Raw genomic sequence first — 19524 nt, 5'->3', positions numbered from 1 at the left:
ACGCTAGTCGAAGGGTATAACGGGTGCATGAGCACTTCACCCCCATTGTCCCGCGAACAGTCACAGGAACTCACCCCTGACCTTCTCGCCGAGCTGCAGGCGACCGCCGACGGCGACCGTGCCCTCCGCATCGCCCGGAATGCCGTGACCGCGGCCGACGTCAACGCCGTCGCCCTCAACCGTGACGCGGTCGTGGCCCTGGACCCCACCACCGAGGTGAAGCTCGACTCCCTCGCGGTCAGCGACCAGAAGCAGTCGGGCCGCTGCTGGATGTTCGCCGCCTACAACGTCTTCCGTCACCGCGTGGCGGAGAAACTCGGCGTCACGGAGTTCGAGTTCTCCCACACCTACCTGCAGTTCTTCGACAAGATCGAGAAGTCGAACCATGTCCTGCGGTCGCTGGAACAGCTGTTCCGCAGCGGCGTCACGGACCTGGACGACCGCACCGTCGCCGCCCTGCTGCAGGGCGCGGCGTCCGACGGTGGCCAGTGGAACTACTTCACCAACCTCGTGGCGAAGTACGGCGTCGTGCCGTCCTACGCCATGCCGGAGACCTTCGGCTCAGGACGCACCCCGCAGCTGGACGGCCGGCTGCGTACCGTGCTGCGCCGCGGGGCACTGCGCCTGCGCGAGGCGGTGCTCACGGACGTGGACGGGGGTGACGCCGACACGACAGAACGCATCATCTCCGAGACACTCGCCGACGCCCACCGCGTCACCGCCATCCACCTCGGCCTGCCGCCGACGGAGTTCACCTGGCAGTACCGCGACTCCGACAACGGATTCCACCGGGGCGGCACCTACACCCCGCAGCAGTTCGCCGCCGAGATGCTCCCGACCGGACCCGACAGCCTCGACGGCCTCGACAGCTACGTCAGCGTCGTCCACGACCCCCGCCACGCCGACGGGCAGGCGTTCAGCATCACCCGCGAGAACAACGTGTGGGGCACACGGGACTTCAGCTACGTCACCGCCGGGATCGACACCCTGCGCCGTCTCGTCACCGACAGTCTCGACGCCGGCGAACCGGTCTGGTTCGCCTGCGACGTCAACCGCCAGTTCGTCGCCACCTCCGGGGTGTGGGACGCCGACCTGCTCGAACTCGACGCGCTCTACGGCACCGACTCCGCCTCGACCAAGGCCGAGCAGATGGAGACCGCCGAATCCCGGTTGACCCACGGCATGGTCTTCACCGGCTACGACCGCTCCCCCTCCGGTGAACTGCGGTGGCGCGTGGAGAACTCCTGGGGCACCAAGAGCCACGCGCAGCACACCGAGCTGGCCGGCGGCGGCTACGGCACCATGGCCGACAACTGGTTCGCCGACAACGTCTTCCAGGTCGTCGTCCCCCGACGACGCCTGACCGACACCACCGGCGACCTCGAAGACGCACTGGCCGCCCTCGACCGCGGCGACACCACTGACCTTCCGATCTGGGATGCGATGGCCTGATGACTACAGCAACCACCACACACACCGGGCTCGACCCGGCACACCTCACCGCCCTCGGCAATGAACTGCGGACCGACCCGTCCTTCCGCATGGCACGCAACGCCGCGACGGCCACCAACGTCGAGACCGTCACCCTCGACCGGGACGTCCTGGCCACCACCGACAGCTCCACCTCGGTGAAACTGGACTCCTGGTCGGTCGCCGACCAGAAGAAGTCCGGCCGCTGCTGGATCTTCGCCGGCCTCAACGCCCTGCGCGGCGGCACCGGCGGTGTCATCGAGTCCACCGGTGTCAAGGACCTCGAACTCTCCCAGACCTACCTGCACTACTGGGACAAACTGGAGAAGGCCAACCACTTCCTCGGCGCGATGGCCGGCCTCGTCGACCGCGACATCACCGACCGCACCGTCCAGCACCTGCTCGCCGACCCGGTGGAGGACGGTGGACAGTGGAACATGTTCGTCGCACTCGTCGACAAGTACGGCGCCGTCCCGAAGTACGCCATGCCCGAGACCCGCTCGTCCTCTGACACCCGGGCGATGAACCGGGACCTGTCGACCTCCCTGCGCGCCGGGGCGGCACGTATGCGTGCCGCCGGTGCCGGTCACACGGACGCCGTCCACCGCGCCACCCTCTCCGACGTCCACCGCATCCTCACCACGCATCTCGGCACCCCGCCGGAACGTTTCGTCTGGCAGTACCGAGACAGGAACGACGAGTTCCACCGCATCGGGGAGATGACCCCGCTCGACTTCGCCGGCGAGTACCTCCCCCGCGACCTGGACGACTACGTCTGTGTCGTCGACGATCCACGCGCATCGTCCCCCAAGGGTGAGCTGTTCACCGTCGAGCACCTCGGCAATGTCGTCGGTGGCTCACCGGTGACCTACCTCAACGCCCCGATCGAGGTCATCAAGGCCGCTGTGCTGGAGTCACTGCAGGACGGCAGCCCCGTGTGGTTCGGATGTGACACCGCCGCACAGTCCTACCGTGACCGCGGCGTCTGGGACGCCCGTCTCCACGACTACGAGGGCTTCTACGGCGTGGACCTGGACCTGACGAAGGAGCAGCGGCTCCTCACCGGCGAGTCGCAGATGACCCATGCGATGGTCTTCACCGGTGTCGACGTCGACGACGACGGCCAGCCCCTGCGCTGGCGTGTGGAGAACTCCTGGGGCCCGAAGGCGGCGGAGAAAGGCTTCTGGACGATGAACGACAACTGGTTCGGGCAGTACGTCTTCGAGATCGCCGTGCACCGCGACCGGCTGCCGCAGCAGTACCGTGAGGCGCTGTCCACCAGCCCGCACGTCCTGCCCGCCTGGGACCCGATGGGTGCCCTGGCATGGTAGCCGGGTCCAGCTGTCAGGTGAGCTGGTGTCCTGACAGGAAGGACCACACCTCCGTGGTGGCGTCCAGCGAATAGGACGTCGCCTCGGCGGAGTCCGAGGCCGCCCCGGATGCCCCTGAGGCGTCACCCGGCCAGGTGTGCCCGCCGTCGCCGACGCGCAGGTGCACCACCGAGGTGCCCGGCGAGCACATCGGCCACTGCTGCCGGCGGACATCACCCGCCAGGGCGGTGGTCACCGGGGTGCTCTGGCAGTGGTTCCTGCTGGCGACGTCCTCGACCAGGTCCCGGGCGGCCATGTAGGTACCGCCGTGACGCGACCCGCCCTGGTAGTTGATGGTCTCGTCCTTGGTGCCGTGGATCTCCAGGAAGGACGGGGCACGGCCGGCGTCCTCCACGCAGTTGGTGCGCGTGCCGCTGTAGTAGGCCCCGGCGACGGAGGCGACCGCGGCGAAGAGACGGGGCTCACGGCAAGCCAGCTTGGCGACCATGCCGCCACCGTTGGACATGCCCGCAGCGTAGATCCGGGACCGGTCGACGTTGTACGTCGTGTTCAGTGCCGCGAGCATGTCGCGGGTGAAGCGGACGTCCTCGCCGTCCTTCGTCTTCGCGTACGGTGCCCCCTCCCAGGAGTCCCCGACGCCCTGCATGGACACGGTGATCGCGGGTTTCTCGTCGAAACCTGCGTAGTCGTGGAACCCCTGGGCGCTCTCGCGGTAGCCGTGGTAGGTCACCAGCACCGGGTACGGCTTCTCCGGGTCATACCCCTCCGGCACGGACAACACGCCTTCGCGGGTGCGGTCGCCGCTGCGCAGGGAGATCTTCTTCGAACTCCCCGGCGCGGGGCCGTCAAGCTTCGGTCCGTTGCCCAGCTCCGCCTCCGCGGCGGTGGGGACGATGCTCTCTGATGCGGCGACCGCATTCTCACGGACCGTCTGCTCCCGGTACTCCTCGAGGGCCGCCTCATTCTCACCCGCCGGCGAATGCCCCACCCACACCAGTGCACCGACCATCACCGTGGCGGTGAGGACGGCCAACGACCTGCCGATCCGGCGGCGGACAGGGCTCTGGCCGCGTCCGCCGTCGTCGCTCTCGGCCGGGCGGGGATCAGGGACGGGGCCCGACGTCCGCCGGACCGGGGGCAGGTCTCGGAGATCTTGTGGAGTGGACTGTTGCACCCTCCCATTTCTACTGGTCAGGACGCTCGGAAGCAACCACGGCACGCCTGTTTCCATGTTCTTTCGCCGAATTGTATTGAACATGACAACAGCGATGGTCGGCACCTATAAGCTGACCACTATGACGTACTTCACGAGGCGGGTCCTGGCACGGGCCGCCGCACTCTCCACGGCAACGGTCATCACCCTCGCGGCTGGCATCACCGGGGCCGCCGCCCAGGGCTCCGACAGCATCCCGGGCATCTCCCAGGGAATCTCATGGCCACCGCCGGCAGGTGAACCCACCGCCTCAGACTCCGACCCCTTCTACCTCCCGCCGGACAGCCTGCCCGACACGCCGGGAGAGGTCATCCGCACCCAGGACGCACCCCAGCTGCTCGACCTGGCAGGCACTGACGGCACTGACGGCACTGACGGGCCCGGTAGCGCGGAGAAGATCCTGTACACGTCGTCCACCGAGGACGGTGACCGGGTCGCGGCCAGCGGGGTCGTCCTCAAAGCAGCTGGCACATGGCACGGCAAGGGCCCTGCCCCCACGCTCGTCTATACGCCCGGAACCCGCGGCTCGGGCGACATCTGTGCGCCGTCCCGGAGTTCCTACCAGCTCTTCGGTTTCGACGCCGGCAACGGTGCGGTCAACCTCAACTACGAGTACCCGTTCCACGCCGCGGCCAGCGCACTGGGCATGAACGTGGTCGTCGTCGACCTCATTGGACTCGGTACCCCCGGGCAGCACACCTACGTCAACAACCCGGAGCAGGGGCAGGCCACCCTCGACGGCGCGCGGGCCGGGCTGTCGCAGCTCGGCCTGCCGTCGGACTCCCCCGTCGGCTTCTTCGGATACTCGCAGGGTGGCGGGTCGGCGGCGGCCGCCGCCGAGATGGCCTCGAGCTACGCCCCGGAACTCAACGTCAAGGGGACGTTCGCCGGCGCTCCCCCTGCTGACCTGTTGGAGGTCGTCGACGCCGTCGACCGTCACGCCATCACCGGGGTGCTCGGCTACGCCCTGAACGGAGCCATGGAACGGCACCCGGAACTGGCGTCGCTGCAGGACGAGTACTTCAACGACCGCGGCAAGGAGTTCCTCGCGGACACCAGAGACCGCTGTATAGGTGACTCTGTCGTCCGCTGGGGGTTGACCGACACCCGCACGATGACGAAGGACGGCCGTTCCTTCGGCGAGATCGCCCGCGACGACGAACGCCTGCGTGGCGTCCTGGAGAGCTACAAACTGGCTTCGACCTACACCGACCTCAACGCGCCCATCATGATCGCCAACGGAAAGAACGACGACACCATCCCCTGGGAGCAGGCCCGCGACACCGCCGCGCGGTACTGCGAGGCCGGCGGCACGGTCCAGTTCGTCACCGACCCGCTGCCGTCGGTCCTCCCGAAGTCGGCGATCAACCACGCGGTGCCGATGCTCACCAATGCCGGGCCGGCGATGAGTTACATGGTGGACCGTTTCAACGACCGGCCCGCGCCCAGCAACTGCGGGCGGTTCTAGGGGCAGGTCCGGGTCTCCGAAAGTGTTACCACTACGACGAGAGCCGCCGCGGAAAAACTGCAGGTCACGAAGAGTGTTACCACCATAAACTGGTAACACTTCAACCACCCCAGCGCCGGAGCCGTGCCGGTGCCTACACCGCAGCATGGCGGTGCCAGCTGGCGAAGTCCTCCGCCACCGTCGCCGCGAGCTCCCGGTAGGCGCGGAAGGTCGCCGGGGCCAGCCGGTCCAGGTCGACCGTGCCGCCCTCGGACAGGTGCCGGTCGAACGGTACACCCCGGACCGCCCGCGTCCGTGCTGAGAAATGGGAGACGAGGACGTCCGGGTCCACGGTGGCCTGCCTCGGGTGCGCGCCGGACACCACGACAACAGCGTTGGCGACCAGGTCCCCGTGGCCGTGGTGGTCGAGCCAGTCCAACGTCGCTTCCGCCGACCTCGCCCCGTCCAACGCCGGGGACGTGACCAGGACCAGCATGTGCGCCAGGTCCAGTACTCCTGTCATGGCGCTGTGCATCAGACCTGTCCCGCAGTCGGTGAGAATGATGTTGTAGTGGTGCTGCAGGATATCGACGGCACGACGGTAGTCGGATTCGCTGAACGCCTCCGAGACGGCCGGGTCCCGGTCCGAGCCGATGACCTCCAGCCGGCTGGGCGACTGACTGGTGCATGACCTCACCTGTGGGTACCGCGATGCGTCGGGGAGCTCCAGCAGATCCTTCACCGTCGGAGCGGTAGCATTGGAGTCGTCCACGACCCGTCTGGCCAGTGTTCCCAGATCCGGATTGGCGTCCACGGCGATGACCCGGTCGCCGCGTAACGACGCGAACATCCCGCCGAGGGCGACGGTGGTGGTCGTCTTCCCCACACCGCCCTTGAGACTGAGGACCGCGATCCGGTAGTCACCGCGCAATGGTGTGAGGATACGGTCCTGCACTTCCCGTTCAGCGCTCTGACCGGAGGATTCCCCCGGGTTCACCCGGCCACCGGACATGCGGTGGACCAGCCGTCGCCACCCCGACGGAGGGGCTGCCCCCACGGCTCCGACCATCGTCGATGCGTCGATACCGGTGAAATGTGCAGATGTGGTCATCGGTGAAAATCCCCCTGTGTGGTGTTCAGCCCGGATCCCCTTTGTGTCCCGGCCCTGGCAATGAGGGTAGCTGGTAGTCTTCGTGGTCGGAGGGGATTTCACGGAAACGGGGAGAGGACGCGGGGGCGTGGCGTACCAGGGCACGGCACTGGATGAACACATTCGACGGAACTGGGTGCCACCGGAGCACATGTCACGGCTCCCGGTACCAGCCACCGCAGACAAGAAGCCACCGGGACAAGGGAACGACGACTGGGTGATGAGACACGGGCTCCATATCCCCCGCTCCTGTCTGCGGGAGGACCGCGACGTGTCTCTCGGTGCCTCCACCCATCCTCGTCATACCCGCTACGACCTGTATGCATTGACTCGTTCGCGCCTGCTGCACATCCGTCGGCCGTCGTGGACGCTGGCAGAGTGGAGTGCCGCGGCACAGTGGGGCCTGGAGTACTTCGTCGACAGTGCCGACATCTGCGCTCTGACCTCCGGCGTGACCCGTTACGCCGACGGGCCGGAGGATGTGTCACGGCGTCGTCGGACGCGCCAGCTCCTCGCGATCCCGACGGTGCGGACCGACCCTCATTTTCCTCATCTCCAGGTCACGCCGCCGATTCTCACGCTCATTCATTGTCTGCGGTCCGTTCTCGGCGACGGTCACAGTTGGCATGTGCCCCACGGCGCTGGGCTGACCGATAGCGGTCTCCGTGCGGTACAGCTCATCGACAGCCTGTGCAGGACATTCAGGATCGACCCGGACGACCTTCCCGCAGCCTGTGCCCACCACATCGACCAGGATTTTCTGCGCACCGTCGTCGGGTTCTGTGACCGGGGTGCCGATTCCCCACCGGAAACGCTGATGCGGCTCGTGGTTCGCTCGGTTGCCGCTACGGTGACGACGGAGGAGTTCACGAGTCAGCTCGTCGTCCACGCCGACGGCTCGGTGTCCGACCCGGTCCATGGTGGGCCGACCGGACCGGAACGTATCGTGGCACGGCTTGACCTCGGCTGCGCGAACCTGAAACTGGCGTTCCAGTACGACGGCTCCGGTCACCTGGCCGTGAGCACACGCGACCGTGACTCCCGTGTCAACACAGAGCTCAGCAACCTGGAGTGGCATGTCCTGAGGCTCACATGGGGGCATCTGAAAGACCAAGGGTTGCTGCAGGCGACGGTGCTGGACGGGATCCGCCTGTGCGAACAACGACACAGCCAGCGGTAATCCAGGCGCCCTCCGGAAGTGTTACCACCGGGAAGTGGTAACACTTTTCGCGACCTGCACTTTTGCCGCTTCAATCGGCCAGGAAACGGTAATACTTCCTGTGGTGCCTGTAGCACCTGGCACCGGACTGTCACCGGAAGTCCCGGGACGAGGACGCCAGGACATCGGCCATCTCCAGGGGCTCGAGTGCGTCGGCGGCGATGGTCACCGCACCGTCGGCGTTCTGGGCGATGCCCCGGACCATGAGCATGCGCGCGGTGGTCGCCACCTTGCGCTGCGCCCGCCACAGCCCCGGGGACACCATCACGTTGATCAGGCCGGTCTCGTCCTCCATCCCCAGAAACGTGACTCCACCGGCGGTCATCGGACGCTGACGGTGGGTCACCACACCGGCGACCAGGATGCGTCGCCCGTTCTCCACCGACAACAGCCCGGACGCCGGCACCACCGAGAAGTTCCCCGGCCACGCGTCCAGACGGGCCCGCAGCAGGCGGACCGGATGACCGTCAGAGGTGACCCCGGTGGCGGAGACGTCCGCCGCGGCCAGTTCGAAGGCACTCATCCCGGGCAGTGCGGGTGTGGAGACCGTGGACATCCCCGGCAGCATCCCGGCGCGCTCGGTGGCTGCGGTCCCGGCCGCCCACAGCGCCTGCCGTCGGGTGAGCCCCAGGCTGTCGCAGGCCCCTGCCCGCGCCAGGGCGGACACCTCGTCCACGGTGAGACCGGCTTCGCGTGACAGGTCGGCGATCTCGGTGAAGTCGGAGCCGCGTTCCGACCGTGTGGTCACGAGTCGGCCCGCGGTCTCCTTCCCGATCCCCTTCACCGATCCCAGGCCGAGGCGAATGTCACCGTCTTCCACGGTGGCCTCGACCAGCGAGGCGTTGATGTCCACCGGTCGTACACCGACACCGTGCCGACGGGCGTCGGAGACCAGTGACTGGGGCGAGTAGAACCCCATCGGCTGGGCGCGCAGCAGGCCCACACAGAACTCGGCGGGATAGTGGTACTTGAACCAGGCGGAGAAATACACCAGGGAGGCGAAGGACTGTGCATGCGACTCCGGGAAACCGTAGGACGCGAAGGCGATGATCTTGTGCCAGAGCTTCTCCGCCGACTTTCTGTCGATCCCGTGCAGGTCGCAGGAACCGTCGATGAAACGGCCACGCATCCGCTCCATCTTCTCCGGGGAGCGTTTTGATCCCATGGAACGACGCAGGTTGTCGGCCTCTGCGGGGGTGAACCCGGCGACGGCGACGGCCATCTGCATCAGCTGCTCCTGGAACAGCGGGATACCGTAGGTGCGCCCCAGGACCGGTTCCAGGACGTCTTCGAGTTCCGGCGGATCATAAGTGGCCTCCTCCACCCCGTTACGTCGGCGGATGTAGGGGTGCACGGAACCGCCCTGGATCGGTCCCGGCCGGATCAGCGCGACCTCGACGACGAGGTCGTAGAACTCCGTGGGTTTCAGCCGAGGCAGGGTGGTGAGCTGGGCACGGGACTCCACCTGGAAGACACCGACGGCGTCGGCACGGGCGAGCATGGCAAAAACTTCCGGTTCGGTGGGCTGGAGTTTCCACAACTCGATACATTCACCCGTGGTCTCCTTGATGAGGTCAACGATGTGGTGCAGCGCCTCGAGCATGCCGAGGCCGAGAAGGTCGAACTTCACCAGTCCGACAGCCTCGCAGTCGTCCTTGTCCCACTGCAGGACGGAACGGTCCGCCATGCGTGCCCATTCGGTGGGGACGACGTCGGCAATGGCCCGGTCGCAGATGACCATCCCGCCGGAGTGGATGCCCAGGTGGCGGGGTTGGCCTTTCAGTGAATCCGCCAGGGTCGTCACCGGTTCCGGTGGTTCCTCCAGCCGGCGGGACCACGCGTCGACGCGGCCCGGGTCGTATCCGAGGGCCCGGGCGGCGTCGCGCAGCGCTCCTTTCCGCCGGTAACTGATGACGTTGGCGACCTGGGCCGCGTTGTCCCGGCCGTACCTGGTGTATACATGCTGGATCGCTTCTTCACGACGCCCGGACTCGATGTCCAGGTCGATGTCCGGTGGACCGTCGCGTTCCGGGGAAAGGAAGCGCTCGAAGAGCAGGCCTGCCCCGACAGCGTCGACATTGGTGATACCGAGGGCGAAACAGACCGCGGAGTTCGCCGCCGAACCGCGCCCCTGGCAGAAGATGTCGTTGTCGTGGCAGAAGGTGACGATCTCGTGGACGATGAGGAAGTAGCCGGGAAATCCCAGCGACTCGATGATCCCCAGTTCATGGTCGATGGTCTTCCAGGCTTCCGGGTTTTCCTCCTGGGTGCCGTAGCGCTTCTCCGCTCCCTTGGTCGTCAACATGCGCAGCCAGCTCATTTCGGTGTGTCCGTCCCCCACAGGGAAATGCGGCAGCTCTGGCGCGATGAGGTTGAGGGTGAAGGCGCATTCCTCGGCAATACGCACACTGGTGTCAACAGCTGCGGCAATCCAGTCACAGTCCCCCGCCAGGGAGACCATCTCATCGCCAGAGCGCAACCAGGTCCCGCCGAGGGGGTGGGTGCGGGGTGTGGCGACGTAGACGTCCTCCCTCGCGTACAGGGCTGCCTTTGCCCCGGCGAGGCGCGCCTGGGGCGGGGTCGCGCAGGTCGCCGCGGTGGAGACGATCTCGGTCAACCCGTGTGCCAGGGCGAGGTCGTGCAGGGCCTGGTTCCGGTCGACATCCGCCGGGCTCATGGTCTGTCCCAGTTCCACCAGGCAGGTTTCCGCACCGAATGCAGTGATGATCTCCGCTGCCCGGTGCAGATGATGGTGATCGATCAGGAGGTACCAGCATCCGCCAGCAGACTCCGCGAGCTCCTGCAGCGGGGGGTAGTCCGCCGCGTCCTTGTCACGGCGGGCCATGCGGGCGCCGGTGATCGTGCGTGAGAGCCGTCGGTACCCCTCCTGTCCACGGCAGAGGACGGTCAGAGGTGCGGTATCAGTGCCGAAGACGGAGAGTTCCGCGCCGAAGACCGTGGGCAAGGCAGCCTCTGCGGCAGCGGTGGCCAGTCTGGCCGCCCCGTAGAGACCGTCCCGGTCAACCACGGCGAGAGCTGTGAGCCCCAGGTCCACCGCTGCGGCGACGTAGTCCTCGGGATCGCTGGCGCCGTGGAGGAAATTGTAGGACCCGGCGGCGTGCAGTTCAGCGAAAGCGGTGGCGGACCGGGTGCCCGGAACAGTGGCGCCGACGGGTGTTCCGGAACTTTCCCCGACGATCCGCAGGGGGCCGACATCGATACCGGAGAGGATGCGCTCCAGGCGCGACCAGCTGAGCGCCCGACCGTTACTGAACATATGTTCGATACTAGCGCACGGGCCGGACGTGGCACACTCTGTAGACATGGACAGCACCGCGGACGATCTCGACCAGGTCGGCGCACGCCTGCGCGCCACAAGACAGCAGCTCTCGATGACCATCGCGGACGCCGCCGAGGCCACCGGCATCTCCCGCAGCACCCTGTCGCGACTGGAGAACGGTGGACGACGACCCACCCTGGAACTGCTCATGCCCCTGGCCCGGCTGTACCGCGTGGCCCTCGACGACCTGGTCGGTGCACCTCAGACCGGGGACCCCCGGATCGACATCCGTCCGCTGTACCGCGGCGGCGCGGTGCACCTGCGGCTCGGCGGTGACGGCAAGCAGGGGGTGACCGCGTTCAAACATGTGATCCCGGGCGTCGCCGCCGACCGACGGCCCGAGAAAGCACCCCGGCAACACAGTCACCCCGGCAGAGAGTGGGTCTTCGTCCTGGCCGGCACCCTGCGCCTGATCCTCGACGGCCAGGAGTACCTGATCAGCCCCGGTGAGGTCGCCGAGTTCGAATGTACGGTGCCCCACTGGTTCGGCGCCGGAGGTGACACAGCCGTCGAGTATCTCGGGCTCAGCAGTCCGGGAGGGGAAAAGGTGCACCTGACACCGAAAACCAACTAGACAGAGCGGTCCATCCTCCTGTAGTACTACTACCATTGCGCGAAACCCCGCTACCCCATGACGTCCCAGGAGGACCCCTTGATCACGCGTCTGAAGAAGGCCGCCGTCGTCGGCGCTGTCACCACGCTCTCTGCCGCCGGCCTGACCGCCTGCATGAGCGACGGCAACGACGAGAGCAGCGACACCATCCGCATCGGCTCCACCGAGGCCAACGAGAGCCAGTGGCAGGTCTTCCAGGAGAAGGCCGACGAAGAGGGCATCGATGTCGAGATCGAGTCGATCACCGACTACAACCGCCAGAACCCGGCCCTCTCGGACGGCGAGCTGGACGTCAACCAGTTCCAGCACATTCTCTACCTCGCCCAGTACAACGTGAACGCCGACGACGACCTCGTCCCCTTCGGTTCCTCCCAGACCTTCCCGATGGGGGTCTACGCCAAGGACGCCAGCACCGTGGAGGAGATCGCCGACGCCGGTGAAGTCGTCATCCCGAACGACACCACCAACCAGGGCCGCGCCATCAAGGTGCTCGCCGCCGCGGGCCTCGTGACCCTCCGCGACGACAACCTGCTGACCCCCGGCCCCACCGACATCGTCGCCGACGAATCCGATGTCACGGTCACCCCGGTCGAGGCAGCCCAGACCGCCGTCGCCTACAACGACGGCACACCCTCCGTCATCAACAACAACTACCTCGCCAACGCGGATGTCACCGCAGACGACGCCGTCTACAAGGACGACCCGGACGATCCTGCCGCCCAGCCCTACATCAACGTCTGGGTGACCACCCAGGAAGACAAGGACAACGAGGACTACCAGAAGCTCGTCGAGATCTGGCACTCCGACGAGGTCCAGGAGGCCGTCGCCAACGACACCGGCGGAAGCGCGGTCAAGGCCGAGTTCACCCCCGAGGAGCTCGAGGACATCCTGGCGACCACCGAGGACCAGATCCGCGAGCAGGGTGACCCGGAGGACTCGGATGAGTAACGGAGCCAACGGCACCGCCGTCGAGTTCCGCAACGTCGGGAAGGTCTTCACCCAGGGGAAGAAGTCCGTCACCGCCCTGGAGGATGTGTCGATCACCGTCCCGTCCGGATCGATCGTGGGCATCATCGGCTACTCCGGTGCCGGCAAGTCCACGCTGGTCCGGCAGATCAACGGGCTGGACAAGCCCACCAGTGGCCAGGTCCTGCTCGACGGACAGGACATCGTCCCGCTCAGCGAACGGGAGCTGCGGGGGATCCGCCGCAACATCGGCATGATCTTCCAGCAGTTCAACCTGCTGAGTTCCCGCACCGTCGCCGGCAACGTCGCCTACCCGCTGAAGCTGCAGGGCATGGGCAAGACCGAGCGTGAGGCCCGGGTGAAGGAACTGCTGGACTTCGTCGGGCTCTCCGACAAGGGCCGGTCCTATCCCGAGCAGCTTTCGGGGGGCCAGAAGCAGCGTGTGGGCATCGCCCGCGCGCTGGCGACCAACCCGTCCCTGCTGCTGGCCGACGAAGCCACGTCCGCCCTGGACCCCACCACCACCCGCGAGGTCCTGGAATTGCTGCGTAAGGTCAACGAGGACCTCGGCATCACCATCGTGGTGATCACCCACGAGATGGAGGTCGTACGTACCATCGGTGACCGTGTGGTCGTCATGGAGAACGGACACGTCGTCGAGCAGGGCTCCGTGTACGAGGTCTTCTCCCAGCCGCAGACCGAGACCGCGGCGAACTTCGTGGCCACCTCCCTGCGTAACACCCCCGACATGGTGGAGTCCGAGGCTCTGCAGAACCAGAGCGGACGCCTGTTCACCGTCACCATGAAGGAGGGAGCGGGATTCTTCCACGCGATCTCCGAGGTCGAACGGGCCGGCGTCAGCGTGAATATCGTCCACGGCGGTGTGACCACGCTGCAGAGCCACTCCTTCGGACGGCTCACGGTGCGTATGACCGCCACCACGCCTGAGGGTGAGGACGCCGTCGAGGCGTTCTACCGCACCCTGTCCGCCACGACCGAGATTGAGGAGATCCGATGAGCTCCACCAGCACTGACACTCTCCTTCTCGCCAAGGACACCAACTGGGACTTCCTGACACCCATCTACCAGGACGCCATTGTCGAGACGCTCTACATGGCGATCTGGGGCCTGGCCATCGGCGGTGTCATCGGCCTGGTACTCGGCGTCCTGCTGTACACCACCCGTGGTGGTGGGGTCCTGGCCAACCGTCCGGTGTTCTGGGTCCTGAACATTCTGGTCAACATCGTCCGGCCCATCCCGTTCATCATCCTGATCACGGCTCTGGGGCCGCTGACACAGGTCGTGGTCGGGTCGATCCTGGGAATCAATGCCGCGACCTTCGCGATCATCATCGCCGCCTCCTTCGGCGCCGCCCGCATCGTCGAGCAGAACCTCGTCTCGATCGACCCGGGTGTCATCGAGGCCGCCCGGTCGATGGGAGCCGGCCCGTTCCGGATCATCTTCACCGTCATCATCCCCGAAGCTCTCGGACCGTTGATCCTGGGTGCGACCTTCATGTTCATCGCGATCATCGACATGTCCGCCATGGCCGGCTACATCGGAGCCGGCGGGCTGGGAGACTTCGCGATCCAGTACGGTTACCGTGCGTTCGACAGCAATGTCACCTACGTCGCCCTGGTCACGATCATCGTGATCGTGCAGGCCGCACAGCTGCTCGGTAACTGGCTGGCGCGCCGGATCATGCGCCGGTAACAATCCGGTCACAATATGGGGTCTCCCCGTCATAAGCGGTGATTTTCACTGTACTGCCGGGTATTCTCTGACCTCGTGAGTACAACCGCAGACACCCGCCACACCAGACGTCGCGCCGCCACCGTCGGCGCCACCCTGGCCAGCGGGTGTCTCTGCGTATCACTGGTCGCATGCTCCGGCTCTGACCAGTCGCCTCGGGACGATGAGGTCACGGCGGTCAGTGCTGCCACCGGAACCGCCCCGCACACGGCGGAGCCCGACGTTCCCGGGGCAGAGCTCAGCTCTCCGGTCCCGCGCACATCGAATGAGTCCGGCCCCCTGACCGGGTCACAACCGCTGGATGTCCTCCCTGAGGACGACACCGAGATGACCGTCTCGGAGGTCCGTGCGGGAAGTCACGGGGGTTTCGACCGGATCGTCGTCGAGCTCGACGGGGAGGGAGCCCCGGGCTGGTACGTCTCCACCGACAAGGCTCCCACCGCTGACGGCTCCGGCCTTCCGATCAGTTACGAGGGTGACACCGCACTGGTGATCGACGTCCGCGGTGTACAGATGCCCACCGATGCCACCGGCGACCCGGCTCCGGTCCACAATGCCGCCGAGGGCGTCGTCCATTCGGTGGATGTCCAGGGGGTTTTCGAGGGCATGCAGCGCATCGTCATCGGACTGGCGGATGACAACCCCTCCTACAAGGTCACCCTGCTGGACTCACCGACCCGGATCGTGGTGGATGTCACGCGGCGGAACTGACCTCCGCCCGGACGTCGACTGCGACCCATGAGCGTCCGTCCTTGGGACGGTCCCCGCAGGACGAGACGACGGGATGGCAGGTCCGCGACTCCAACGTCACGACCCAGGACTCCCCGCCCCGCCGGACCCGGACCTCGGGATTGCGTCGCGCACCCTTGTCTTTCTTGTCTTTCTTGTCTTTCTTTCGCCCGAGCCCGTGTGCCGCCGCCGCGTCCTTCACCGTGCGTTCATAGTCGCGGACGGGATCGAAGTATCCCTGGCGGTACAGGTCCTTGAGTTCGGTGTGCCGCCCGGTGGCCTTCATCTCGATCCGTTCGGTGATCAGCTCACCTGCGCGACGCCGGAGTTCAGGGTCCACCGCGTCAGTGAATGCGGCATAGGCTTCGGCCCGGGTCGCTTCAACGTCGCCGACAGTCCCCGACGGTGCAGCTGAGCCTTCGGGGGCCACGTACTTCTCCACGGTCAGCTCCCCCAACCCCGGAGGCTCCCCCTGCGACCCAAGTAACGCAGCCACTGCCAGCTCGGCGACCTGTCCCTGGGAGTCGACGGTCCCTCTCCCCCGGTTTCCTGTGACCGGCAACTGACCGTCGACGACAGTGTCCATCATCGCCGAGGCACCGGGGACGTCGAGATCCCCGAAAGAGTAGTTGTGCGGCAGAAGGATCATTGAGGGAGCAAACCGGTGTCCCTTGGTGTGCGAGGACTCCCAGACATTCTCACCGGTGTCCCCGCCGTACCGCTCAGCCAGGGCTGCGGCCATGGGACGGCCTTTCACCGCACAGCACTGGTCACGTTTTCCGTGGGTACAGACCAACAGGAGAGGATGGTCCACCCGGGTGGCACCGGGCACTGCCCCCGGCGTCGAGAGGTCCACCTCCAACAGACCACGCACCCCACCGGGGAGTTCCAGACGTTCGAGCGTCGGCGGGGTGGCCGCGGCGTCGGCGATGAAGGCCACGGCGGCACCGTCCTGCCCGGTACTGACCTGTCCCGCCCGACCCGGCCGTCGGATGAACTGCAGTTGTGCACGGTACTTCTTGAGCCAGCGTTTCACCTGTCCGGCAAGGTCCTTCCCCAGGGCCTCGCCGTCAAGAATGTCCCTCCCCCAGCCGTGCGGATATTCAACAGCGACGATCAGCTGTCCCGTCTTCGCGGTTCCGGGCAGGGGCTCCCGGGTGATGTCGGAGCACAGTCCCGACCGGGGGTTCCGTGTGGTGGGCATGGCACCGATTCTAGTACGCCACCGCTCTAGTACGTGGCTTCGATCCGCCATGCCTTTCCCCGGCACACCAGCAGGAACGCCGACGGCTCATCGGTGGCGACCTGAAGCCTGGCGTACCTGCGTGCCGCACCACTCTCCGACCACCACATCTCGTCGACCGGCCAGGGCCCGGCCCACCCGGTCAGACGGAGTGACCTGCCGCCCCACCGCAAGGCGACCGGCGGGCTGCTCATCACCCCACGGCCGGTGACCCACACCGGTTCACCGGCGGCGTCCAGGAGGTGGACGGAGGAGGCGGGGTGCCGCGGCCCCGGCGCCCGGAGTCGGTCGGCGGTGGAAGACTGCGCAGACCCCACCGTCTCCGGCGCCCCGATGAGGGCAGGCAACGGCGCAGGGAGTTCCCCGTCCCAGGCACGGTCGCGCATGGCGGCGACCTCTTCAGGATCCTGCTCGCCGTACGGTACCGACACCACGCGTCCGGCCACCGCCCGCCCACCACGGTGCACCGGGCGCAGCACCCCACGGGTACCGATCAACGCCTGGGCACGGGCTGCGGCGGCCCGTGCCGCACGGATTCCCACGTCCGGCCCTCCCCAGAGGGCCTCGGCCACCTCACCGGCCGACACACACTCCACCGGCACCAGGTCGATCGCACTGATCCCGCCGACGCCGTCCGGTGTCTCCGGGAGGTGGGCCCGCACCCGGGTGAGCCACCCGTCCAGCTGCCAGCGCACCCGTTGGGCGGTGTCTTCCTCCGTCAGAGGCTCCCGGCACCTCCACAGACGTTCGACCACCACCGGTCCGTGGTATCCCGCAGGCGGGTCCAGGTGGGCGCGTACCGCCAGCCGGAGACAGACCTGTCCCGTCTCCGCCAGTCGTTCATGCAGACGGACGGCCGCCTGGCGTGCGAGGAACGCCGCCGTCGCCGTGTCCGCGACCGGCTCCTCCGGTTCGACCCGCACTTCCACCGGGACAGCGGTGCGTTCCGGGGAGACCGGGCGTTCCGGTTCACCGGAGGCGATCCGGTGCCACCGAACCCCCTCCTCGCCGAACCGTCCCGCGACATCCGTGACCGGCAACGCCGTGAAATCGCCGAGTGTGCGGATCCCCAACTGTGCCAGGACCGACACCATGCTCCGCGGAGGCCCCAATGATCCTTCAGCGGCCAGGACCTGCAACGGCAGGCCCGCCAGGTAGCCCTTCGATTCTCCCGTGGGCACCTGGCGCCCCTCCCGGGCAGCCCACACCGCGGTGACAACCTCGTCGGCCGCCCCTGCCAGGCAGTCCGCCCCGACACGGGCCGCGGCGTCCACCAGCAACTCCACGGCCGTGGCCTCATCACCGTAGTAGCGCACCAGGGAAGAGGCGGAGAAGGCGAGCAACCCCGGCCGCAGTGTCTCCACCCCGGCGGCGACGGCCTCCAGGGCGAGCAGAACCTCCTCATGTGCCTCCGCCTCCGAAGACTCCTCCACCTCGCCGACCTGCAGGGACGGGCATGTCCCCACCGCATGTCTCTCTTTCATGCCCTGACGCACCCCCGCCCGACGCGCCGCGGCGTTCGCCGCATGCACCCGGTGATTGTCCACCACCGCAGCAGGTGCGAGCAGGTCCCACCCCCGGCGTAGAGCCACGGTGTACACCGGCCAGTCGGGGAACCAGAGGACGACCACACGATGCGCGCTCACAGTGCCCTCTCCTCCGGAAGCTGTGACCGTCGCAGGTCGACCGCCGCATCATCCGCCCCGACAGTGCCCCGGAACGTCTGCGGCGGTTGAGCCTGACCCCACGCCTGGCCGACCACCGACACACCCCGTACCCGGCCTGACCCCACACCGAGACCGGTGACCCCGTCGGTACGCCAGGACAGGTGGAGACGTGACCCCGGCCAGGAGCGGACGCCGGCACACACGACCAGGGCACACCGGCTCCTACGCAGACGTGCCTCCACCGGACGCGCAGCAGACGGGGACACTGCCGCCGGCGCCGCGTACACGACCATGTCCACCCCCTCGATCAGGGTGCCCACGACAGCCGTCGCATGCGGCGTCGGATCCGGGACGAGGATCAACCGCTCCAGATCCCCACCACCGGCGGCCACCGCCGCCAACGCCAGACGCGGATACCCGACGACCGCCGCGCACCCGCCGTCCGCGGTCAGGGTGGTCAGCAGGTCCACGAGGGCTGCCGGACAGTCGTCCACGGCAGTCACCGCACCCCGCGGGAGACCACCGGCCACCAGGGCTTCCGACAGCCACCCGGGCACCGGGACGCGCGAGGTATGGTCAACCTCAGGCAGGTCGCCGGTGGTGCCCCTGCCGCCGTCGCCGATTGTCGCGATCCTGCTCCGGAGTTCGGCGACGATCGCCCCACGGTCTCGCACACCCGTTCCCTGTACCTGCTCCACGACCCTCGCCTCCTTGTCCTGACAGCACTCCACGACCATTCCAGCCACGGCAACGATACGGGAACGTCGTGACACACACCGTCCGACGGCCGCATCTATTAGAACACCAGTTCTAGTGGTGTCAGACTATTCCTCCCTCGGGTGACCGTCAAACCCCACCCGCCGACTACGATGGACAGCCATGGCACGCAGCACGAAGCCCTCCGGCAACCACCCCGTCAACCCCACCCCCGTCACTCCACGCCCCCTGCGTGCCGGTGTCGCGGTCCTCATCGGCGCCGGTGTGGGTGCACTGGCGACTCCACTGTCCACGGGGTTCCGCGTGGTCCTGATGCTGGTCTTCCTCGCCGCCGGCCTGCTCTGGCTCTTCAGCCACCCCTACCGTCGTGACGTCCGCGCCGCCGTCGAGGCGCGTGGGGACCGTTACACCACCCGCGTCAAACAGGTCGTCCCACTGTTCCCGATCTGGCTCGCACTGATGCTCGTCCCCGCCTTCGAGTTCGGCAACTGGGCCATCGCCGTCATCGCCTGGGCCGTGGCCGGGGTGTACGCCTGGCAGGTCGTCCCCCGGATCGACGGCACACGCGAACTCGAGGACCTCGCCGCCGTCGACGCCCGTAACGCCTGAGCCGACCGAGCCTGCGGAGCCACCGAGAAACACAGGACCCCCTTTCCCCGGAACACAC

At 67.3% G+C, this 19524-nt stretch carries 16 protein-coding genes; 10 read left to right on the top strand and 6 right to left on the bottom strand.

The features are described 5' to 3' along the window. The first annotated feature begins 27 nt into the window (after positions 1-27). A complete protein-coding gene (locus FS507_RS12450; protein WP_145943112.1) occupies positions 28-1452 on the top strand; it encodes an aminopeptidase C in 1425 nt (474 codons plus the stop codon). Beyond that, the gene (locus FS507_RS12445) at positions 1452-2801 is read left to right on the top strand and encodes an aminopeptidase C (protein WP_145943111.1); all 1350 of its coding nucleotides are present in this window, start codon (positions 1452-1454) and stop codon (positions 2799-2801) included. The genes FS507_RS12450 and FS507_RS12445 overlap by 1 nt, the downstream gene beginning before the upstream one ends. Before the next feature lie 13 nt (positions 2802-2814). Here the strand turns inward: FS507_RS12445 and FS507_RS12440 are convergent, their stop codons facing one another. After that, positions 2815-3975 (bottom strand): alpha/beta hydrolase family esterase, encoded by a 1161-nt coding sequence (locus tag FS507_RS12440; protein WP_260853399.1) that lies wholly within the window; start codon positions 3973-3975, stop codon positions 2815-2817. Between the two features lie 121 nt (positions 3976-4096). Between FS507_RS12440 and FS507_RS12435 the strand changes: the two genes are divergently transcribed. Further along, complete coding sequence (locus FS507_RS12435) at positions 4097-5482, top strand: lipase family protein (protein ID WP_440130357.1); 1386 nt, start codon at positions 4097-4099, stop codon at positions 5480-5482. Between the two features lie 133 nt (positions 5483-5615). Here the strand turns inward: FS507_RS12435 and FS507_RS12430 are convergent, their stop codons facing one another. Then, the gene (locus FS507_RS12430) at positions 5616-6572 is read right to left on the bottom strand and encodes a MinD/ParA family ATP-binding protein (RefSeq protein WP_145943110.1); all 957 of its coding nucleotides are present in this window, start codon (positions 6570-6572) and stop codon (positions 5616-5618) included. 127 nt (positions 6573-6699) lie between these two features. Here FS507_RS12430 and FS507_RS12425 point away from each other — a divergent pair, with 127 nt between their 5' ends. Then, positions 6700-7791, top strand: a complete 1092-nt coding sequence (locus FS507_RS12425; RefSeq protein ID WP_145943109.1) for a hypothetical protein — start codon at positions 6700-6702, stop codon at positions 7789-7791. Between the two features lie 130 nt (positions 7792-7921). On the opposite strand, the gene FS507_RS12420 is transcribed toward FS507_RS12425, so the two are convergent. Further along, positions 7922-11107, bottom strand: coding sequence for an error-prone DNA polymerase (locus tag FS507_RS12420; RefSeq protein ID WP_145943108.1), 3186 nt, complete (start codon positions 11105-11107; stop codon positions 7922-7924). Between the two features lie 46 nt (positions 11108-11153). Here FS507_RS12420 and FS507_RS12415 point away from each other — a divergent pair, with 46 nt between their 5' ends. From FS507_RS12415 to FS507_RS12395, 5 genes are all read left to right on the top strand, one after another. Further along, positions 11154-11744, top strand: a complete 591-nt coding sequence (locus FS507_RS12415; RefSeq protein WP_145943107.1) for a helix-turn-helix domain-containing protein — start codon at positions 11154-11156, stop codon at positions 11742-11744. Between the two features lie 78 nt (positions 11745-11822). After that, a complete protein-coding gene (locus FS507_RS12410; protein WP_260853397.1) occupies positions 11823-12731 on the top strand; it encodes a MetQ/NlpA family ABC transporter substrate-binding protein in 909 nt (302 codons plus the stop codon). After that, positions 12724-13767 carry a methionine ABC transporter ATP-binding protein gene (locus tag FS507_RS12405; RefSeq protein WP_145943105.1) on the top strand — a complete coding sequence of 348 codons (1044 nt, stop codon included), beginning with the start codon at positions 12724-12726 and terminating at the stop codon, positions 13765-13767. The genes FS507_RS12410 and FS507_RS12405 overlap by 8 nt, the downstream gene beginning before the upstream one ends. Beyond that, entirely contained in the window at positions 13764-14462 is a 699-nt protein-coding gene (locus tag FS507_RS12400) for a methionine ABC transporter permease (RefSeq protein WP_145943104.1), read from the top strand. Before FS507_RS12405 ends, FS507_RS12400 begins: the two co-directional genes overlap by 4 nt. 75 nt (positions 14463-14537) lie before the next feature. Further along, positions 14538-15212, top strand: a complete 675-nt coding sequence (locus FS507_RS12395) for an AMIN-like domain-containing (lipo)protein (RefSeq protein WP_145943103.1) — start codon at positions 14538-14540, stop codon at positions 15210-15212. Here the strand turns inward: FS507_RS12395 and FS507_RS12390 are convergent. From FS507_RS12390 to FS507_RS12380, 3 genes are read right to left on the bottom strand one after another with little or no spacing between them, the layout of a single operon-like run. Then, complete coding sequence (locus tag FS507_RS12390) at positions 15196-16434, bottom strand: sucrase ferredoxin (protein WP_145943102.1); 1239 nt, start codon at positions 16432-16434, stop codon at positions 15196-15198. The two genes, FS507_RS12395 and FS507_RS12390, sit on opposite strands and share 17 nt — an antisense overlap. Positions 16435-16460: 26 nt before the next feature. Then, a complete protein-coding gene (locus FS507_RS12385) occupies positions 16461-18119 on the bottom strand; it encodes a Y-family DNA polymerase (protein WP_145943101.1) in 1659 nt (552 codons plus the stop codon). Beyond that, complete coding sequence (locus FS507_RS12380) at positions 18116-18838, bottom strand: hypothetical protein (RefSeq protein WP_145943100.1); 723 nt, start codon at positions 18836-18838, stop codon at positions 18116-18118. The genes FS507_RS12385 and FS507_RS12380 overlap by 4 nt, the downstream gene beginning before the upstream one ends. Before the next feature lie 181 nt (positions 18839-19019). Between FS507_RS12380 and FS507_RS12375 the strand changes: the two genes are divergently transcribed. Further along, positions 19020-19466 (top strand): hypothetical protein, encoded by a 447-nt coding sequence (locus FS507_RS12375; protein ID WP_075811240.1) that lies wholly within the window; start codon positions 19020-19022, stop codon positions 19464-19466. The last annotated feature ends 58 nt before the right edge of the window (positions 19467-19524 follow it).

It is taken from the genome of Corynebacterium glyciniphilum AJ 3170, assembly GCF_007673095.1.
GTDB lineage: Bacteria > Actinomycetota > Actinomycetes > Mycobacteriales > Mycobacteriaceae > Corynebacterium.
Note: the sequence above shows the minus strand (reverse complement) of the source record. Positions and strands in the feature narration are given on the sequence as shown.

What these genes read in the sequence shown, in the direction of transcription:
- FS507_RS12450 (WP_145943112.1), top strand. Translation starts at nt 28, where the DNA reads ATGAGCACTTCACCCCCATTGTCCCGCGAACAGTCACAGGAACTCACC.
- FS507_RS12445 (WP_145943111.1), top strand. Translation starts at nt 1,452, where the DNA reads ATGACTACAGCAACCACCACACACACCGGGCTCGACCCGGCACACCTC.
- FS507_RS12435 (WP_440130357.1), top strand. Translation starts at nt 4,097, where the DNA reads ATGACGTACTTCACGAGGCGGGTCCTGGCACGGGCCGCCGCACTCTCC.
- FS507_RS12430 (WP_145943110.1), bottom strand. Translation starts at nt 6,572, where the DNA reads ATGACCACATCTGCACATTTCACCGGTATCGACGCATCGACGATGGTC.
- FS507_RS12420 (WP_145943108.1), bottom strand. Translation starts at nt 11,107, where the DNA reads ATGTTCAGTAACGGTCGGGCGCTCAGCTGGTCGCGCCTGGAGCGCATC.
- FS507_RS12415 (WP_145943107.1), top strand. Translation starts at nt 11,154, where the DNA reads ATGGACAGCACCGCGGACGATCTCGACCAGGTCGGCGCACGCCTGCGC.
- FS507_RS12405 (WP_145943105.1), top strand. Translation starts at nt 12,724, where the DNA reads ATGAGTAACGGAGCCAACGGCACCGCCGTCGAGTTCCGCAACGTCGGG.
- FS507_RS12400 (WP_145943104.1), top strand. Translation starts at nt 13,764, where the DNA reads ATGAGCTCCACCAGCACTGACACTCTCCTTCTCGCCAAGGACACCAAC.
- FS507_RS12390 (WP_145943102.1), bottom strand. Translation starts at nt 16,434, where the DNA reads ATGCCCACCACACGGAACCCCCGGTCGGGACTGTGCTCCGACATCACC.
- FS507_RS12375 (WP_075811240.1), top strand. Translation starts at nt 19,020, where the DNA reads ATGGCACGCAGCACGAAGCCCTCCGGCAACCACCCCGTCAACCCCACC.